Origin of the sequence: Mammaliicoccus sciuri, from assembly GCF_025561425.1 — a bacterium.
Taxonomy (GTDB): Bacteria; Bacillota; Bacilli; order Staphylococcales; family Staphylococcaceae; genus Mammaliicoccus; species Mammaliicoccus sciuri_A.
In genome coordinates this window covers 1,180,003-1,196,997 of the sequence record NZ_CP094824.1, presented here as the reverse complement: position 1 = coordinate 1,196,997, position 16,995 = coordinate 1,180,003, and the positions used below count along the sequence as shown (strand labels likewise).

Here is a 16,995-nt window from a genome sequence, read left to right as displayed (position 1 = left end):
TCCATCCTCCTAATACATACAATAATGTTTGCTTACTTCTCAATTATAGAAAATGTAAGCGTTATTGTAAACAAGGAGAGTCCAATTTTACGAATTGTTAGACTAATATTTCACTTTTGATTTGATAGGTTCGAAAGTTTTACGATGTATAGGTGTAATACCATAATTTTCGAGACCTTCTAAATGTGTTTTTGTGCCGTATCCTTTATTTTTATCAAAATCATATCCAGGATAATCATTATGGTATTGAGACATTAACTTATCACGATATTCTTTAGCAATCACACTCGCTGCTGCTATAGAAACACTATTTAAGTCACCCTTTATAATAGATGTTTGTGGAATGCCATTATCTAGCTTCATCGCATCTATTAATAAGTGATCTGGTTTAACTGACAATTGGTCTATTGCTCGTTGCATCGCTACCTTTGTTGCTTCATATATATTAAGTTCATCAATTTCTTCAACTGTAGCAATGCCAATACCTACTGAACGTGCACGATTATATATTTCTTGTTCGAAATAAGAACGTTTAGCTTGTGATAAAGCTTTCGAATCTGTAATGCCTAAATATTGATGGTCTTGTTCAAGAATGACCGCACTTGCTACGACTGGGCCTGCAAGTGGACCTCTCCCTACTTCATCAATTCCACAAATAACAGCATCTTTGTTTAAGTCTAATACTTGTTTTTCATATTGATTCATTTGAATATATTTATGGTGAAGTTGTTCTATTTTTTCTAACTGCTTGATTCTTTTGCTTAAAGCATTTTGAACGCCTTTACGTTCATCTTCGTTATAAGGTGATGCTTCAACTTCTTGAATCGTTAAAAATTGATTAATCTCTTCAACAATTTCTTTAATGCTCTTCTGTTTCATGCATGCCATCCTTCATTTCTTCATATATATCGAAGCAGTAATGACCAATTTTAGCATTACGTAAATCTCTAATAATCAACTCAGTAACAGACTCATAATCTACTTCGTTACCACGTTTTAACATGCCTCTTCTTTTACCTATTTGATCGAACAAACCAATAACGTCACCGTCTTCAGGTAATTCAATTTGATAAAATTGTTTTAATTTTTCTGGATCATAATCGATTAAAAAGTTTAATCCATATATCGCAACTTCATCTAAATGTACAATGCTGTCTTTAATTGCGCCTGTTAAACTTAGCTTTTTACCGATTGTTTGGTCTTCAAATTTCGGCCATAAAATCCCTGGTGTATCTAACAATTCTAATTCTTTGCCTACTTTAATCCATTGTTGTTTTTTCGTTACACCCGGTGTATTACCTGTTTTAGCAATTGATTTTTTGGCTAATTTATTGATAAGTGTGGATTTACCTACATTCGGAATACCAACTATCATAGCTCTAATTGCTCTCGGACGAAGACCTTTACGTTTTTCTCTATCAAATTTTTCTTTAGTAGCAGCTTGTGCAGCTTTCATAAGCTCACCTAAATGCTTACCATGTTTCGAATCAATTTGAACTGGGAAAAAGCCTTGATTTTTAAAGTATTGCGTCCATTTATCTGTTTCACTTTGTTTAGACATATCTTTTTTATTAAGTATTACAACACGAGGTTTTTGTTTAACAATGTCATCAATCATTGGATTTCTTGAAGATAGCGGAATACGTGCATCGACTAATTCGAATACCACATCTACCATTTTTAATTGTTCTGTTACTTCGCGTCTCGCTTTGGCCATATGACCTGGAAACCATTGAATTGTCATTTATATTTATCCTTTCTTATCTTAAACTATCGAAATATGATATATTAACCATATCTATATAGGAGGTTTGTTATGTTTATTTCAATTATAGTTCCTCTTTATAATGAGGAAACTAACATCTCTATTTTACATGAAAAAGTATCAAACGTCTTTTTAAATTTGCCTCATCAATTCGAAATCATTTTTGTTGATGGTGGTTCTACAGATGCTTCACTAAATTTAATTCAAACACTATCAGAAAAAGACGAACATGTTAAATACATATCTTTCTCTAAAAATTTCGGCAAAGAATCTGCTATGTATTGTGGCCTTGAGCACAGCATAGGCGATGCTGTTATCATCATGGATTTAGACCTTCAACACCCACCTGAGATAATCCCACAAATGATTGAATTACACCTTGAAGGCTATCAACAAGTCGTCGCATTACGCAATCGCGACAAAGAGTCATTTTTAAAAAGAATCCCAGCTAAAATTTTCTATAAATTATCTAGAAAAATGATTGATGTTAAATTAAAAAGCGGTGAAGGTGACTTTCGCTTAATATCTAAAGAAGTTGTTGAGTCTATCATTAAAATGACAGAATATAATCGCTTCTCTAAAGGTATATTTGAATGGGTTGGTTTTAATAAGACAACTATTACATATGATCATCTAGATAGAAATCAAGGACGTTCTAAATATTCCAACTTTAAATTAATCGATTACGCAATAGATGGTATCGTTAGTTTTAATAATAAACCGCTTCGACTATGCTTTTATTTTGGTGGTATTACAATGTTTATCTGTCTTCTATATATTTTAATTACATTTATAAATATTATGATTCATGGCATCGAAGAACCTGGTTATTTCACAATTATTTCCGCCATTTTATTCCTGGGCGGTCTTCAATTATTTAGTTTAGGTGTTATAGGTGAATACATTGGCCGTATTTATTATGAAACGAAAGATAGACCAAAATATATTATTCAACAAACAAACCTTAAATCTCACGAATAACACATATAGGTGAATCAAATGATAAATAAAATAAAAACATTTTTAAATAACAACGCTATTTTCAAATACATTTTGCTTTTCGGTATATTAGCCATTTTAGGTCATAGTTATATACTATACCGCTATTTTAAAGATGGTATTATTTTCACTGGTCCAAATGATGGTATCGAACAAATGGTACCAATTCAAATGTATTTATATGAACATTGGACACATGGAACATTTTTCTATTCAACTGATTTAGGTCTTGGTGGAGATATGTTTATGGATTTGTCTTATTACTTCTCTACGAATATTTTGTTCATTATAAATGTTATTTTTATTTGCTTAGGCTCATTTATCTTTCATTTCAATACGGACCATATGTTATTTTGGGCTCAGAATGCCATTGTCTTATCAATCGTAAAGTCATTTTTAATTATGAGTTTTACCTTTTTATATGTTAAGAAGATTGGCTTAAATCGAACTGCTTCAATAGTTGCTGCTTTTCTATTTGCAGTTTCTCCTATTTATTTTAGGTTTACTGTATATTGGCCATTCTTTAGTGATGTCTTTATGCTATTACCATTATTATTATTCAGTATTGAAAGATTTTTAAAAGATAAAAAAATAGGCATGTTTATCCTAATCGTTGCCTTAACGTTTATCAATAACTTTTATTTTGCATACTATCAATTTTTAACAGGACTCATTTACTTTTTCTATCGATTTATTTTTCAACATAAGGCTGATATCGTACCAAGAATGCAACAACTTAAATTACTTGTAGTAGCGAGTATACTTGGTCTTGGAAGTAGTTTATTTATATTCTTCCACTCTGCCCATAGTTTCATTGGAAATAATCGTGCAATTTATAATGGAACGATTCCATTACTGTCTAACTTTAATAAACACGACAATATATTCTATGACAATTATTTAATTGTTGTACTTTTTATAGCCATTCAGGCGCTTTTAACAATAAAGCTTTACAAACATTATTATTATAGATTATTTAGTATCTTCACGATTATCTTAATGATAGCGAGTTTCATACCTTATGTAGATAGTATTTTTAATGGCTTTTCTGCTCCACAAAAAAGATGGCACTATTTATTAACGTTCTTTTCTAGTGGTTTAATTGCGAGTTACGTATATTACTTTAAATCGATCAGTATCAAGCAATATATCATCACGGCTATACCAGGTTTTGTTGTTATCTTTTCAAGTTATTATATAACTAAAGATTATGTCAGTTGGATTTGGATGGTACCTATTCTATTTATAATAGGATTGCTCGTATTAACCATAAAGCGTTTTACACGTTTATTAACACTTGTATTTGCGACAATGATTTTGTTAACTTCTTTCTTAGTTTCAAAAGATCACAGTAAGAACCAAATCTATCACGATGATCATGAAAGACGTGCGAATAATTTCTTTATTCAAGCAAGTACGTTTGATAGTGGTTTACAACGAAGTCATGTATCACATTTAAACCAACAATTGAAGCCTGATGAAAGATTAGGATGGCGCGTATTAACACAAGACAACACACCTATGTATCAACATTTTAAAGGTCTTAGTTTATACTCGAGTATATTTGATGGTGGTTTGAATCAATATCTTTTTGAAGATGCAAAAGTTAATCTACAGAATGAATCATTAAGTCGTTATAGCGATATGCAAGATCGATCTAACTTATACAGCCTTTGGTCAACAAAGTATATAATGAAGAAATCGTACCAGAAATCATCGCCAGCAAACTTTAAATTAATTCAAGACGATGGCAAATATCAAATATTAGAAAACGAGCAACCATTACCTGCTGTTAAAGTAACCGATCAATATTATGATGCCCATGATATTGATAATCCATTAGATCTTGAACATGCCATGATAAAAGGTGTTGTTACAACAGATAAAAGTAAAGTTAATTCAGAAATAAACAAAGCACCGAATCTACTAAACCAAACGACCATTACAACGCGTGATGCGGATTATCAACACAATATGTTGACCGTGCCTCAAAATGGAGATGGTTTAACGATTCAGCTTCCTGAAAAGTTAACGAATCAATATCAAGATTTATATTTGATGTTACATTCAGAACGTGAATTACCGCAATCAAACTTTACGATTCAAGTAAATGATTATCCAAATAATCGTCTCTTCCAAGATTCGAAATATCGCATGAATCAAGATGATTTACTTTATCGTGTGCCAGTACCTAAAGATGGTAAAATATTTATCTCATTAACGAATGGAAAATATAAATTACAGTTACAAGGTTTATATGGTGAAAATTATCAAACATTGAAGCAAGCTCATAAAGAGAAGCGTTATACTTACCATGAAACAAACGGGAAAATTAATATATCTTTAAAAGAACACAAAAAAAGGGACCGCAGTCATCAATATACCGTATAGAGAAGGCTTAAAAGCTAAAGTAGACGGTAAAGATAAAGCCATTCATAAGGTTAATCACATTATGACAGGTATTGATATAGAACAACAAGACAAAGATATAGAAATCACGTATCACCCACCCTATTTTAAAACGATGATCTTGGTTTCAATTGTTTCAATTATTTTAAGTATTGTCTTCACAAGAAAAGTGAATTCAAAGCAGCAAACCTAAATATATTCGATTCATTTTAGTAAATAAAAAATAAGCATATCACCAGCAACTGAGTAATCAGTTCAGTGATATGCTTATTTATTTTGTGTCAGGATACATGTCCTAATCACTTAAACACTTAGCAAGCAATGCCAAGGTTTATATTATCTAATTTCTTTAATACGAGCAGCTTTACCACGTAGGCTACGTAAGTAGTAAAGTTTCGCACGACGTACTTTACCGCGACGTTTAACTTCGATTTTCTCGATTTTTGGAGTGTGTACAGGGAATGTACGCTCAACACCAACACCGTAAGAAATTTTACGAACTGTAAACGTTTCAGAAATTCCGCCACCACGACGTTTAATAACTACACCTTCAAACACTTGGATACGTTCGCGGCTACCTTCAACGATACGTACGTGTACAGTTAAAGTGTCACCAGCACGGAATGTTGGAATATCCGTACGTAATTGGTCTTTTGTTACTGCTTCGATTAACTTATTATTACTCATTATATTCTCTCCTTCTGACTATGTTCTTGCCCAATGTAATTGTTTCATATAAATGCTAGCAGCGGATCATAGTGAATTTGTGCTCACACACTTATATCAATATATCACATTGCACAAGTTAATTCAATCTATTTTTTGTTATCATTTAAGAAACGTTTATCCGCTTCTGTTAATGGATAACTATCTAACAAATCTGGTCTTCTCTGTTGTGTTCTTAACAATGATTGTTCATGTCTCCATTTTTCAATGTTTGCATGATTCCCAGATAATAATACATCTGGTACTTTTAAGCCTTCATAATCTGCTGGTCTTGTGTATTGAGGATGTTCTAATAATCCAGATGAAAATGAATCATCTTCATGTGATACTTGATTGCCTAGTACACCTGGTAATAGTCTTACGATTGCATCTGTCATTGTCATGCTTGCAAGTTCTCCACCTGTTAATACAAAGTCCCCAATCGATATTTCATCCGTTACACAATGTTCTCTAATACGCTCATCATAGCCTTCATAATGACCACAAATAAAAATAATATGATCACTTTCAGATAAAGACTCGGCTTTCGCTTGTGTGAATGGTTCACCTTGTGGACACATTAAAATCACACGCGTGTTTTCATCTTTATCTAATGAACGAAGTGCATTGAATACAGGTTCTGGTTTAAGAACCATACCTTGTCCGCCACCATAAGGGTAATCATCAACTTGTGAATGTTTATTATTCGCAAAATCTCTAAAATTCACTGTATTAAATTGAACAATTTCTTTATCTTGTGCTCGTTTCATTATGGAATGATTGAGTACACCTTCATACATTTCTGGAAACAGTGTTAAATAATCAATCTTCATCAGTCTAATAAACCTTCTAATGGTTCAATTTTAATAGTCTTCAGATCAACATCAACATGTTTAACAACATCTTCAATATAAGGAATTAAATATTCTTTATCTCCCTTAACGACCCATACATCGTTAGCACCTGTTTCCATAATTTCAATTACTCTACCTAACGCTTCTTCTTCAACAAACACTGTACAACCAATAATATCTGAATAATAGTATTCATTCTCTTCAAGTTCAATCGCTTCATTTGATTGTTCTTGATAAATTTTAGAACCTTTTAGATGTTCGATATCGTTGATGTTATGAATGCCTTCAAACGTTAATAGATGAAAATTCTTATGGATTCTATGTGATGCTATAGTAAATGAAAATGATTCATTATTTTTCTTAACTGTAATAAGTTGACCTTTTTGAAATCGTTCATCGGTAAAGTCAGAATCTGATAATACTTTCACTTCACCTTTAATACCATGTGTATTAACAATTTTGCCTATTTCAACATTCATTGAGCTGTGCCTCCTCAACTGTTTCTTTCATTATTAACATAAAAAAGAGCACCAATTAGGTACTCTTAATTAACTTCTACAAACACTTTCTTGCCTTGCTCGTTCATTGAACCAGACAGAATTGTACGAATTGCTTTAATCATTCTGCCCTTCTTACCAATAATTCTGCCAATGTCTTCTTCATGAACGTCTATATTGAACGTAATGCTAGAATCTTGTTCATCTTTAGATATATTGATGTTCTCCGGATAATCTACGAGCGGTACTATAATTGTTTGTATTAATTTTTCCAATATAATCTACGCTTTACTTAGAAAGTTTAGAATTATGGAATTTCTCCATGATACCTTGAGTTGATAAGATATCACGAACTGTATCAGTAGGTTTTGCACCGTCAGCTAACCATTTTAAAGCTAACTCTTCGTCAACTTTGATTTCTGCTTCTGGTTTAGCAACTGGATTGTAAGTACCGATTGGTTCGATAATACGACCATCACGTGGAGAACGTGCATCTGCTACTACTATACGATAGAATGGGTTTCTTTTTGACCCTTTACGTGTTAAACGAATTTTAACTGCCATGTTTAAAAAACTCCTTACTCATTTATAATTTCTTTTCTACAAGTAAATACTATAACAGGATATAAATTGTTTGTAAAGTGTTTTCTCTTTACCAATTTAAATTTCATGCAAAATAAGAGAGCAAAGCTGGCATTATCACTTAAAGATAGCTGCCATAACTTTGCTCTATATTATAGATGCGTCACGCTTCTATTAGAATGGTAAGTTCATGCCTTGGAAAGGATTTCCGCCTCGTTTACCTTTTTTACCTTTTTTATTGCTTCCTGTAAATTGTTTCATCATTTTCTTCATATCGCCAAATTGTTTGATCAATCTATTTACTTCTTGTAAAGAACGACCTGAACCTTTAGCAATACGACGTTTTCTAGAAACATTTAAAATGTCAGGATTATTTCTTTCTTCTAAAGTCATAGAACGGATAATCGCTTGAACATTATCGATTTGTTTAGGATCCATGTTAGCATTTTTCATGCCTTTCATTTTGTTTGCACCTGGAATCATATTCATCAGATCATCTAACGAACCTAAACCTTTAACTTGTTCTAATTGTTCTAAGAAATCATCAAACGTAAATGAAGATGTTCTCATTTTCTTTTCTAATTCTTTAGCTTTTTCTTCATCGACACCTTGTTGGGCTTTTTCAATTAAACTTAATACGTCACCCATACCTAAAATTCTAGATGCCATACGTTCTGGATGGAACAATTCAAGTCCATCTAGCTTTTCACTCATACCAATAAATTTAATTGGCTTTTCAGTAACAGAACGGATTGAAAGTGCTGCACCACCACGTGTGTCACCATCTAATTTAGTTAATGTTACACCTGTTACATCTAATGTATTATCAAATGATTCTGCAACATTTACAGCATCTTGACCTGTCATAGAGTCTACAACAAGCATAATTTCATCTGGTTTAGATACTTCTTTAACGTCTACAAGTTCATTCATTAATGGTTCATCAATATGCAGACGACCTGCTGTATCGATAATAACAAAGTCTAAATGTTCTTCACGCGCATATTTCAACGCGTTCTCAGTAATTTGTTTCGGACTTACTTGATCGCCTTCAGTATATACAGGTATATCAATTTGCTTACCAACAGTTTGTAATTGTTGAATTGCAGCTGGTCTATAAATATCACATGCAACAAGTAATGGTTTTTTGTTATATTTTTTTCTCATTAATAATGCTAATTTACCTGCAGTTGTTGTTTTACCTGCACCTTGTAAACCGACCATCATTACAACAGTAGGTGGTTTACTGCTCATGTTAATTTTACTATTTTCTCCACCCATTAAAGTTGTTAATTCATCTTGAACAATCTTGATGACTTGTTGTCCTGGTGTTAAAGATTGCATAACATCTGCACCTAACGCGCGCTCAGATACTGTGTTTACAAAAGATTTAACAACTTTAAAGTTAACGTCTGCTTCTAATAATGCTAATCGTACTTCACGCATCATTGCTTTAATATCTGACTCTGTAACTTTACCCTTACCTTTGATGCGTTGCATCGTGGCTTGAAGTCTTTCGGATAACCCTTCAAATGCCATAAATTTCTCCTCCTATTCAAGAATTTCTAAGCGTTCAATCGCCTGATTAAGTTCTTGATTATCTCCTGACAATCTTTTTAATTCATCAATAATAGATTGTCTTTCTTTAAATTTTTTAAAGAGTTGTAATTTCGTTTCATACTCTTCTAATAATTCATCTGTTCGTTTTATATTATCATATACTGCTTGTCGACTCACATGAAATGTCTCTGCAATTTCACTTAGTGCATAATCTTGTAAATAATATAACTCTAAATAATTGCGTTGTTTTTCAGTTAATAAACCTTGATAAAAATCAAATAAGTAATTCATTCTCATTGTTTTTATAAGTTCATTATTTTCCGTCATTTTGATCAGCTTCTTCAGTAGTAGTATTTTCAACAGATTCATTCGCATCTATCATATCTGCAAATAATCCATAAACATAGCTTTCTGCATCAAATGGTTGTAAGTCATCAAGTTTTTCACCGAGTCCTACAAATTTAACTGGAATTTGTAATTCATTACGTATCGCTAACACGATACCACCTTTTGCTGTTCCGTCAAGTTTCGTTAATACGATACCTGTAACTTGTGTCACTTCTTTAAATGACTTAGCTTGAGATAATGCATTTTGTCCAGTTGTCGCATCTAATGCTAATAACACTTCATGAGGTGCGCCAGGTACGTTACGATCAATAACTTTTCTAACTTTTTGTAATTCATTCATTAAGTTTGCTTTATTTTGTAATCGTCCTGCCGTATCACAAATTAAAATATCAGCACCTCTATTTTTAGCGGCATTTACAGCATCATACATAACTGCTGCTGGGTCAGAACCTTCTTTTTGACTAATAACTTCTACGCCAACACGTTCTCCCCATACTTTCAATTGATCAATAGCACCTGCACGGAAAGTATCTCCAGCTGCTAACATGACTTTTTTACCTTCTTGTTTATAACGGTGTGCTAATTTACCAATAGTCGTCGTTTTACCGACACCATTAACACCAACCATTAATATAACATTTAATCGGTCATTTTCAATATTCATTCGATCAATATCTTCATCATCTTGTACATAAATTTCGACTATTTTTTCAACGATGACTTCTCTTAATTCAGATGTTTCACTAATATTTTGGCGTTTAGCTTCCATACGTAACTCATCAACAAGTTCCATAACTGTGTTAAATCCAACATCTGCTTGAATTAACATTTCTTCTAATGCTTCAAAGAAATCTTCGTCAACTTTACGATAAACAGCTAATAAATCATTTAATTTATTTTGGAAGTTCTCTCTAGATTTTTCTAATCCTTGTTTGAACTTCGCACCAAGTTGTTCTGATTCCCATTCTTCAAACTCATCTAATGACATTAAGCCGTCGTCAAACTGAACCGCTTCAGGATTTTCTTTTTCATTAGACTCAGGTTCTAAGTCTTGGACTGGTTGTTCTTCTTGGTTTTCAATCTCTTTGTTTTTTTCTTCACTAGGAGAGAATCGATCCTTTAATCGTTTAAAAAAACTCATGATTGTAATGCCTCCAATTCTTCTTCTTTAATTGATTTTAAGTTAACACTCACAAGTTTAGAAATGCCCGCTTCTTGCATTGTAACACCATATAAGCTATCCGCGTATGACATTGTACCTTTTCTATGTGTAATGACGATAAATTGAGTTTCTGTTTTAAGTTGATCTAAATATTCTGCATATCTTATGACATTTTGTTCATCTAATGCAGCTTCAACTTCATCTAGAATTACAAAAGGCGCTGTACGTGCTTTTAATATTGCAAAGAGTAAACTAATAGCAGATAGCGCACGTTCCCCACCACTCAGTAATGATAAGTATTGTCTGTTCTTACCTGGAGGTTGTACGACAATTTCAACTCCTGCATCTAAAATATCTTTGTCTGTAAGTTGTAACTCAGCACGTCCACCATTGAAGAGTGATTTAAACACATGTCCAAAATGATGATTCACTTCGTCAAATGTTTCTTTAAATCTAGTCGATACTTCGCCATCCATTTCTAATATGACTTGTTCTAATGTTTCTTTTGCTTCTAATAAATCTGTTCTTTGATCACTTAAGAATGTATATCTTTCATTAACTTCTTTAAATTGTTCAATCGCATTTAAATTTACATGTCCAAGTTCATCTATAGACATTTTCGTTAATTTAACAGTTTTTCTTGCTTCTGAAATATCTTCAGGCATTTCATACAATGATTGTGCTTTTTCAAAAGTTAATTGATACGTTTCATTTAAATGTGTCAATTGATGCTCAATCATAATATCTATTTTCGAATGCTTACTAACCATATCTTGTAAGCCTGTTTCTAAACCAGAAATACTTTGATGCATAGATTGCGTATCGCGCTCTATTTGCTCGATTTCTTCTTGAATAGATTTATATTTATCTTGATCATCCATCATTTTCGTTTCTATTTCTTGCTTTTTAGCTGTAAATAGTTGAATTTGACTTTCGACTTTTTCAAATTGACCGCTACCCATATAATCATCAGAATTGATTAATTCAATTTGGTCATTAATCTTAGTTAACGTATGTTCATACTCGTTTAAATCTTCTTTAAGTCGTTTTTTGTCTTGTTCTTTCAAACGATTTCGTTCTTTTTCAACGGCAAGATTCGAACGTTTTTCATTTAATGTATTTTGAATTGTTTTTTCGCTATCTTTACTATGTGAAAGAGATGCATTTAATTGATTGATTTCGTTATCAATTTTCTCTATATCTTGTTTAATCGTTACAAGTTTATTTTGCTTTTCTTGTAATGTTTCTTGACCTTTCACAAAGTTATAGCCATCATTTTTTTCAAATTCAAACGTTTCATTTTCGTCTTTCAATCGTTTTTCTTTAGCTAATACCGCATCTAATTGCAATGTTACTTCATGCTCTTTAGCTCTTAATTCAGTACCTTTTTCTTGCGTTTCAGTTAAGGACTGTTCGATATTTTGAACTTCTTGTTTTAATGCTTTAACATTCTCCTCAATTTGAGTTGTTTGTTGCATAAAGTTCTGATACTTATCTTCAGTCGTTTTCAGTTCATCTTTTTGTGATAACAAACTTGCTTTCTTCTCTTTGCCACCACCAGTCATAGCACCGCCTGGCGTAATCACATCGCCTTCAAGTGTCACGATTCTATGCTTGAACTGAATTAACCTCGCAAGTTGATTGGCAGTTTCTAAATCTTTAGCAATAATTGTACTACCTAACAAATGCTCTACAGTATTTCGATATTTCTCGTCATATTTAACACCTTCAGAAGCTACTGTAATGAAGCCTTGTTGATCATTAATTTGCTCGATAACAGATTGTGGTATAAATCGTTTTTTAACCACATTCATTGGTAAGAATGTAGCACGGCCTAGCTTTTTATCTTTTAAATATTTAATCGCTAATCGCGCATCTTTCTCTTCTTGTACAATAATGTGTTGCAAAGAAGCACCTAGCGCTATTTCAATAGCTGTTGTCAATTTCGAAGGTGTATCGATAATTTCAGCAACTGCACCTTCAATACCATTGAGTGACTTTTCTTTCAGCACATGTTTAACACCAGAATAAAATCCAGAGTATTCATCTTGCATACTCTTTAACGTATTAATACGTGTCTTCATTTGTTCTGTATAACGATACGCTTGATACAGTTTTGATTCCGTATCTTTATATGCTTGTTCTTTACTTTTTAACAACTTATGGTCAGCTTTATATTTTTCAGTTGTTTCTTGAATTTCTTTTTCAACAGATTGTAACTTTTCTGTATATAAAGCTTTATCTTCCCAAACACGTTGAAGTTCTTCGTATACTTCTTTTTGTCTGCCATCTAATCTTGATTGTTTTTCTTGATGTGTTGCTAATTTGTCTTCTAAAAATCTAATATCATTATTAATGTCTGATTGCTCTGTCATTAGTTGATAATAACGATTTTTCAGTTGTTCAATTTTCTCTTCAAATGTACCTTCTTGATTCGATAATTGACCTTCAAGTCCATTAATTTCTTGCACTAATGCTTGATATCTATCTTTAAATTCTTTCAATTCCACATCAATTTCTTTAATTTGTTCAGTAATTTTGTTAATTCTCGTTTGAGAAGCTTGCTTTTCTTCTTCAAGTCTTTCATTTGTCGCATCACTATTTTTTTGACGTTCTTTTAAGACTTCTAATTGACCAGTAAATCGTTCTAATGATTCAGTCGCTTCAACTAAAGCCTTGTTATCATTTTGAATTTGATTAGAAATCTGATCTCTCGATTTTTTCTTTTCATTTAATTCAAATGTCATAGCGTCTAATTCATTTGTTTTTTGTTCCTTTTGATATTGAAAATGCTCAATTTCTTGTTCAAGCTTTTTAAAATCTTTATTTAAACTTTCAATATCATATACCGTTACAGTAATATCACTCTTTTTCATTTCTTCTTTTAAAGCAATATACTCTTCAGCAATCGCAGCTTCTTCTCTTAGTGGCTCAACTCTAGCTTCTAAATCGAATACAATGTCTTCAACACGATTTAAATTTTGTTCTGTTTCGTCTAATTTTTGCGTCGCTTCTTTTTTACGTTTTTTATATTTTAATACGCCAGCAGCTTCTTCTATGAGATATCTTCTATCACTAGGTTTAGCATTTAATACTTCATCAACTTTACCTTGAGAAATAATACTAAAAGCTTCTTTACCAAGACCTGAATCTAAAAATAGATCAAGGACTGATTTTAAGCGTGTTCGTTCTTTATTTAAATAATATTCACTGTCACCATTTCTATATAAGCGGCGTTCAACTGTTATTGTATCTTCATCTATATTTAATTTTCTTGAATGATTATCCAATGTTAATTTTACTTCTGCATATTGGCACTTTTTACGTTCTTTCGACCCATTAAAGATGACATCTTCCATCTTAGATCCACGTAAACTTTTTGCTGATTGCTCACCGAGAACCCATTTTATAGCATCCGTAATATTACTTTTACCACTACCATTTGGGCCGACAATAGCTGTTACACCATTATCAAAGTCTACATGTGTATGTTCAGCAAAAGATTTAAATCCATATGCATCTATTGATTTTAAACAAACCATAAACTACCCCTTATTGACCATTATTCAACGCTTTTTTAGCAGCATTTTGTTCTGATTCTTTTTTCGTTCTACCTTTTCCTGTTTCTAAAGGTTTGCCATTTAATAGTACTTCAGAAGTAAACATCTTGTGATGTGCTGGACCACTTTCATCTAATAAATGATACGTAATATTACCTTTATTATGACGATGTATAAATTCCTGCAATTCTGTTTTATAATCACGATTCGCAGTATAATTTTCATCAACGACATGTGGAAATACAACTTTTTCTAAAAATTGCTCTACAATTTCAAGTCCTTTATCTAAATACAATGCACCAATAAATGATTCAAATGCATCGGCGATTAATGATGGACGTTCACGACCACCTGTTTTTTCTTCACCTTTACCAAGTAAAAGTAATTCGTTCATATTTAAACTCATTGCAAATGTTACAAGTGATGGTTCACATACAATTGATGCGCGCAGTTTAGTGAGCTTACCTTCTGGAAGTAATGGAAATTTCTTAAATAAAAACTGTGACACCGTCAATTCTAACACCGCGTCTCCTAAGAACTCTAAACGTTCATTGTGACTTAACTTATCTAATTTAAAGTCATTGATAAAACTTGAATGCGAAAATGCTTGAACATAAATATCATATTGTTCAAATTCGATATCTATTTTTTTCATAAACACATCGAATTGAGCTTTAAATTGTGCTATGATTTGTGCTTTATTTTTAACCATGCCTATCCTCCCTAATATTATGTTTCCTATCTATTTTACGTTATATTTCATAAAAAAAAAAGAATATTATCATAAACGACAATATCCATTGACATGATATATAAAACACCTGAACAAATTGCATTGTTCAGACGTTTATATTATCTTATGTAATCATCATTAATTGTTTAATTTGGTCTTATAAACCACATTTCAGTTTCATAATCATGCGTGATACGTTGTGCAACTTCTGTCTTGCCAGCGCCGCCACCATACCAATTTTGATCTAAACTTGTAAATTGCATGACGTTACCATCTGCATTACCGTTTAACACAATCGCTGTATGTCCAGCACCTGATCCGAAATCTTCATTAAATACAACAACGTCTCCAGGCTGTGCTACAAATGATGGTGTGTTTTTGTACACTGTTGCTTCACCACTAAAATTATTAGCAGTTGGAATATCTTTTGCATAGTCACCATGTAAACCGTGACCATATAAATAATTCCAATAATAATTCACTAAATCAAAACATTGCCAACCGTAGTAGCCATCAAAATCCCAACCCTTCCCTTCCAATGAATAAACATAATTCATGGCAGCCGATGAAGATTTTGCAACTTCTTTTTGGACCTTGCTCGATTTCTTATCATAATCTCTATGTTCAACCTCTACGTTCTGTATCTTAGGTGTCTTATCTTTAGATGTATCAATACCGCCGCCATCCTTAGCGTCAGCATGCAAATTCAAATTCAGTGCAGTCAAGCTCGTAAATGCAATAGCTAACAATAATTTGCTTTTAATCTTCATACATCCCCCTAATAAATATGTATTATATATATTCTTAAATAATATATTAAAACATTTTATCATATATAAAATATACTGGATAGGTTATAAAGATAATGAAAATCTTCGATTAGAGAATGCTTATTTAAAAAAGTTGAACGCTTTTCGAGAGAATCCGAGTGCCTTTCTAGAAAAGCACAAGCAGCAGTGGCATTCGAACTCAAAGAAGAAGGATTCAAATTAAAAGATATCTTAGTAAAGGTTGGTATACCAGAAGCAACCTATCATTACCATGCCAAACAATTACAAAAGGAAGATTTAGATAAAGGTTGGAAGAAAAAGATCATTGAACTTTTTCAAAAACACAACGGTAAATACGGCTATCGTCGTATATATTTAGCTTTGAGAAATCAAGGTTATCTCATTAACCATAAGAAAGTACAACGAATTATGCGAGAACTAGGATTAAAATGTCAAAAATTCACACGTAAATCACGCTATCAATCATACAAAGGTACAGTTGGTAAAGTGGCTGAAAATCGCTTGAATCGTAGATTCCATACATCTATTCGACTTCAAAAATTAGTGACAGATATCACTGAATTTAAATGTGCTGAAGAACAAAAATTATATCTCAGCCCTATTATGGATTTATACAATGGGGAAATCATTTCTTATGGTATATCCAGAAGACCAACATTAGACTTAGTACTTCAATCATTGGATAAAGCAGTTACAATCATTAAGCATGAAGCACCATATCGTACGACGATACATTCTGATCAAGGTTGGCATTATCAGCATAATGCATGGATTAGAAGATTATCGGAACAAAGGATTTATCAAAGTATGTCACGTAAAGCGACGTGTGCGGATAATGCTTCTATGGAGAATTTCTTTGGCATCATGAAGCAGGAAATGTATCATGGAGAAGAACTTGTTAACTATGAAACATTAAAAAGAAGAATTGAGGATTACATCTATTGGTATAACAATGAACGTTTGAAATTAAAATTGGCTGGACGAAGTCCAGTACAATACCGAACTCAATCCAGCCAATTAATAGCATAAT

18 protein-coding genes are annotated in these 16,995 nt (G+C 32.3%); 5 read left to right on the top strand and 13 right to left on the bottom strand.

Features of this window, described 5'->3' with window-relative positions; all coding sequences use genetic code 11:
- Positions 1 to 102: 102 nt before the first annotated feature.
- Entirely contained in the window at positions 103 to 879 is a 777-nt protein-coding gene (locus MUA60_RS06250; RefSeq protein WP_262650270.1) for a ribonuclease HII, read from the bottom strand.
- Positions 860 to 1,744, bottom strand: coding sequence for a ribosome biogenesis GTPase YlqF (gene ylqF / locus MUA60_RS06245; RefSeq protein ID WP_106417618.1), 885 nt, complete (start codon positions 1,742 to 1,744; stop codon positions 860 to 862). Before ylqF ends, MUA60_RS06250 begins: the two co-directional genes overlap by 20 nt.
- Before the next feature lie 72 nt (positions 1,745 to 1,816).
- Here ylqF and MUA60_RS06240 point away from each other — a divergent pair, with 72 nt between their 5' ends.
- From MUA60_RS06240 to MUA60_RS06230, 3 genes are read left to right on the top strand one after another with little or no spacing between them, the layout of a single operon-like run.
- Entirely contained in the window at positions 1,817 to 2,746 is a 930-nt protein-coding gene (locus tag MUA60_RS06240; RefSeq protein WP_262650269.1) for a glycosyltransferase family 2 protein, read from the top strand.
- Positions 2,747 to 2,764: 18 nt separating this feature from the next.
- A complete protein-coding gene (locus tag MUA60_RS06235; RefSeq protein WP_262650268.1) occupies positions 2,765 to 5,155 on the top strand; it encodes a YfhO family protein in 2,391 nt (796 codons plus the stop codon).
- The gene (locus tag MUA60_RS06230) at positions 5,139 to 5,366 is read left to right on the top strand and encodes a YfhO family protein (RefSeq protein WP_316964809.1); all 228 of its coding nucleotides are present in this window, start codon (positions 5,139 to 5,141) and stop codon (positions 5,364 to 5,366) included. The genes MUA60_RS06235 and MUA60_RS06230 overlap by 17 nt, the downstream gene beginning before the upstream one ends.
- 143 nt (positions 5,367 to 5,509) lie before the next feature.
- On the opposite strand, the gene rplS is transcribed toward MUA60_RS06230, so the two are convergent.
- From rplS to MUA60_RS06175, 11 genes are all read right to left on the bottom strand, one after another.
- Positions 5,510 to 5,860, bottom strand: coding sequence for a 50S ribosomal protein L19 (gene rplS, locus MUA60_RS06225; RefSeq protein ID WP_025905308.1), 351 nt, complete (start codon positions 5,858 to 5,860; stop codon positions 5,510 to 5,512).
- A 128-nt stretch (positions 5,861 to 5,988) separates the two neighbouring features.
- Positions 5,989 to 6,711 (bottom strand): tRNA (guanosine(37)-N1)-methyltransferase TrmD, encoded by a 723-nt coding sequence (gene trmD, locus MUA60_RS06220; protein WP_262650267.1) that lies wholly within the window; start codon positions 6,709 to 6,711, stop codon positions 5,989 to 5,991.
- Entirely contained in the window at positions 6,711 to 7,211 is a 501-nt protein-coding gene (rimM, locus tag MUA60_RS06215) for a ribosome maturation factor RimM (RefSeq protein ID WP_126476473.1), read from the bottom strand. The genes trmD and rimM overlap by 1 nt, the downstream gene beginning before the upstream one ends.
- A gap of 65 nt (positions 7,212 to 7,276) precedes the next feature.
- The gene (locus tag MUA60_RS06210) at positions 7,277 to 7,504 is read right to left on the bottom strand and encodes a KH domain-containing protein (RefSeq protein ID WP_262650266.1); all 228 of its coding nucleotides are present in this window, start codon (positions 7,502 to 7,504) and stop codon (positions 7,277 to 7,279) included.
- Between the two features lie 13 nt (positions 7,505 to 7,517).
- Positions 7,518 to 7,793, bottom strand: a complete 276-nt coding sequence (rpsP, locus tag MUA60_RS06205; RefSeq protein ID WP_016910739.1) for a 30S ribosomal protein S16 — start codon at positions 7,791 to 7,793, stop codon at positions 7,518 to 7,520.
- Between the two features lie 192 nt (positions 7,794 to 7,985).
- The gene (ffh, locus tag MUA60_RS06200) at positions 7,986 to 9,350 is read right to left on the bottom strand and encodes a signal recognition particle protein (protein WP_262650265.1); all 1,365 of its coding nucleotides are present in this window, start codon (positions 9,348 to 9,350) and stop codon (positions 7,986 to 7,988) included.
- Between the two features lie 12 nt (positions 9,351 to 9,362).
- The gene (locus tag MUA60_RS06195) at positions 9,363 to 9,698 is read right to left on the bottom strand and encodes a putative DNA-binding protein (protein WP_025905303.1); all 336 of its coding nucleotides are present in this window, start codon (positions 9,696 to 9,698) and stop codon (positions 9,363 to 9,365) included.
- A complete protein-coding gene (gene ftsY / locus MUA60_RS06190; protein WP_262650264.1) occupies positions 9,685 to 10,860 on the bottom strand; it encodes a signal recognition particle-docking protein FtsY in 1,176 nt (391 codons plus the stop codon). Before ftsY ends, MUA60_RS06195 begins: the two co-directional genes overlap by 14 nt.
- The gene (smc, locus tag MUA60_RS06185; protein ID WP_262650262.1) at positions 10,857 to 14,423 is read right to left on the bottom strand and encodes a chromosome segregation protein SMC; all 3,567 of its coding nucleotides are present in this window, start codon (positions 14,421 to 14,423) and stop codon (positions 10,857 to 10,859) included. Before smc ends, ftsY begins: the two co-directional genes overlap by 4 nt.
- A gap of 10 nt (positions 14,424 to 14,433) precedes the next feature.
- Positions 14,434 to 15,153 carry a ribonuclease III gene (gene rnc, locus MUA60_RS06180; RefSeq protein WP_262650261.1) on the bottom strand — a complete coding sequence of 240 codons (720 nt, stop codon included), beginning with the start codon at positions 15,151 to 15,153 and terminating at the stop codon, positions 14,434 to 14,436.
- Between the two features lie 167 nt (positions 15,154 to 15,320).
- Positions 15,321 to 15,944 carry a CHAP domain-containing protein gene (locus MUA60_RS06175; protein ID WP_262650260.1) on the bottom strand — a complete coding sequence of 208 codons (624 nt, stop codon included), beginning with the start codon at positions 15,942 to 15,944 and terminating at the stop codon, positions 15,321 to 15,323.
- Between MUA60_RS06175 and MUA60_RS06170 the strand changes: the two genes are divergently transcribed.
- A complete protein-coding gene (locus MUA60_RS06170; protein WP_262650259.1) occupies positions 15,928 to 16,167 on the top strand; it encodes a hypothetical protein in 240 nt (79 codons plus the stop codon). The two genes, MUA60_RS06175 and MUA60_RS06170, sit on opposite strands and share 17 nt — an antisense overlap.
- Positions 16,131 to 16,994, top strand: coding sequence for an IS3 family transposase (locus MUA60_RS06165; protein ID WP_103361549.1), 864 nt, complete (start codon positions 16,131 to 16,133; stop codon positions 16,992 to 16,994). The genes MUA60_RS06170 and MUA60_RS06165 overlap by 37 nt, the downstream gene beginning before the upstream one ends.
- Position 16,995 lies beyond the last annotated feature (1 nt).

Bases quoted from the DNA above. Each gene is read 5' to 3' on its own strand.
- MUA60_RS06175 (WP_262650260.1), bottom strand. From the start codon at position 15,944: ATGAAGATTAAAAGCAAATTATTGTTAGCTATTGCATTTACGAGCTTG.
- MUA60_RS06235 (WP_262650268.1), top strand. From the start codon at position 2,765: ATGATAAATAAAATAAAAACATTTTTAAATAACAACGCTATTTTCAAA.
- ftsY (WP_262650264.1), bottom strand. From the start codon at position 10,860: ATGAGTTTTTTTAAACGATTAAAGGATCGATTCTCTCCTAGTGAAGAA.
- MUA60_RS06240 (WP_262650269.1), top strand. From the start codon at position 1,817: ATGTTTATTTCAATTATAGTTCCTCTTTATAATGAGGAAACTAACATC.
- ffh (WP_262650265.1), bottom strand. From the start codon at position 9,350: ATGGCATTTGAAGGGTTATCCGAAAGACTTCAAGCCACGATGCAACGC.
- MUA60_RS06250 (WP_262650270.1), bottom strand. From the start codon at position 879: ATGAAACAGAAGAGCATTAAAGAAATTGTTGAAGAGATTAATCAATTT.
- ylqF (WP_106417618.1), bottom strand. From the start codon at position 1,744: ATGACAATTCAATGGTTTCCAGGTCATATGGCCAAAGCGAGACGCGAA.
- smc (WP_262650262.1), bottom strand. From the start codon at position 14,423: ATGGTTTGTTTAAAATCAATAGATGCATATGGATTTAAATCTTTTGCT.
- rplS (WP_025905308.1), bottom strand. From the start codon at position 5,860: ATGAGTAATAATAAGTTAATCGAAGCAGTAACAAAAGACCAATTACGT.
- rpsP (WP_016910739.1), bottom strand. From the start codon at position 7,793: ATGGCAGTTAAAATTCGTTTAACACGTAAAGGGTCAAAAAGAAACCCA.
- trmD (WP_262650267.1), bottom strand. From the start codon at position 6,711: ATGAAGATTGATTATTTAACACTGTTTCCAGAAATGTATGAAGGTGTA.
- MUA60_RS06195 (WP_025905303.1), bottom strand. From the start codon at position 9,698: ATGACGGAAAATAATGAACTTATAAAAACAATGAGAATGAATTACTTA.
- rimM (WP_126476473.1), bottom strand. From the start codon at position 7,211: ATGAATGTTGAAATAGGCAAAATTGTTAATACACATGGTATTAAAGGT.
- rnc (WP_262650261.1), bottom strand. From the start codon at position 15,153: ATGGTTAAAAATAAAGCACAAATCATAGCACAATTTAAAGCTCAATTC.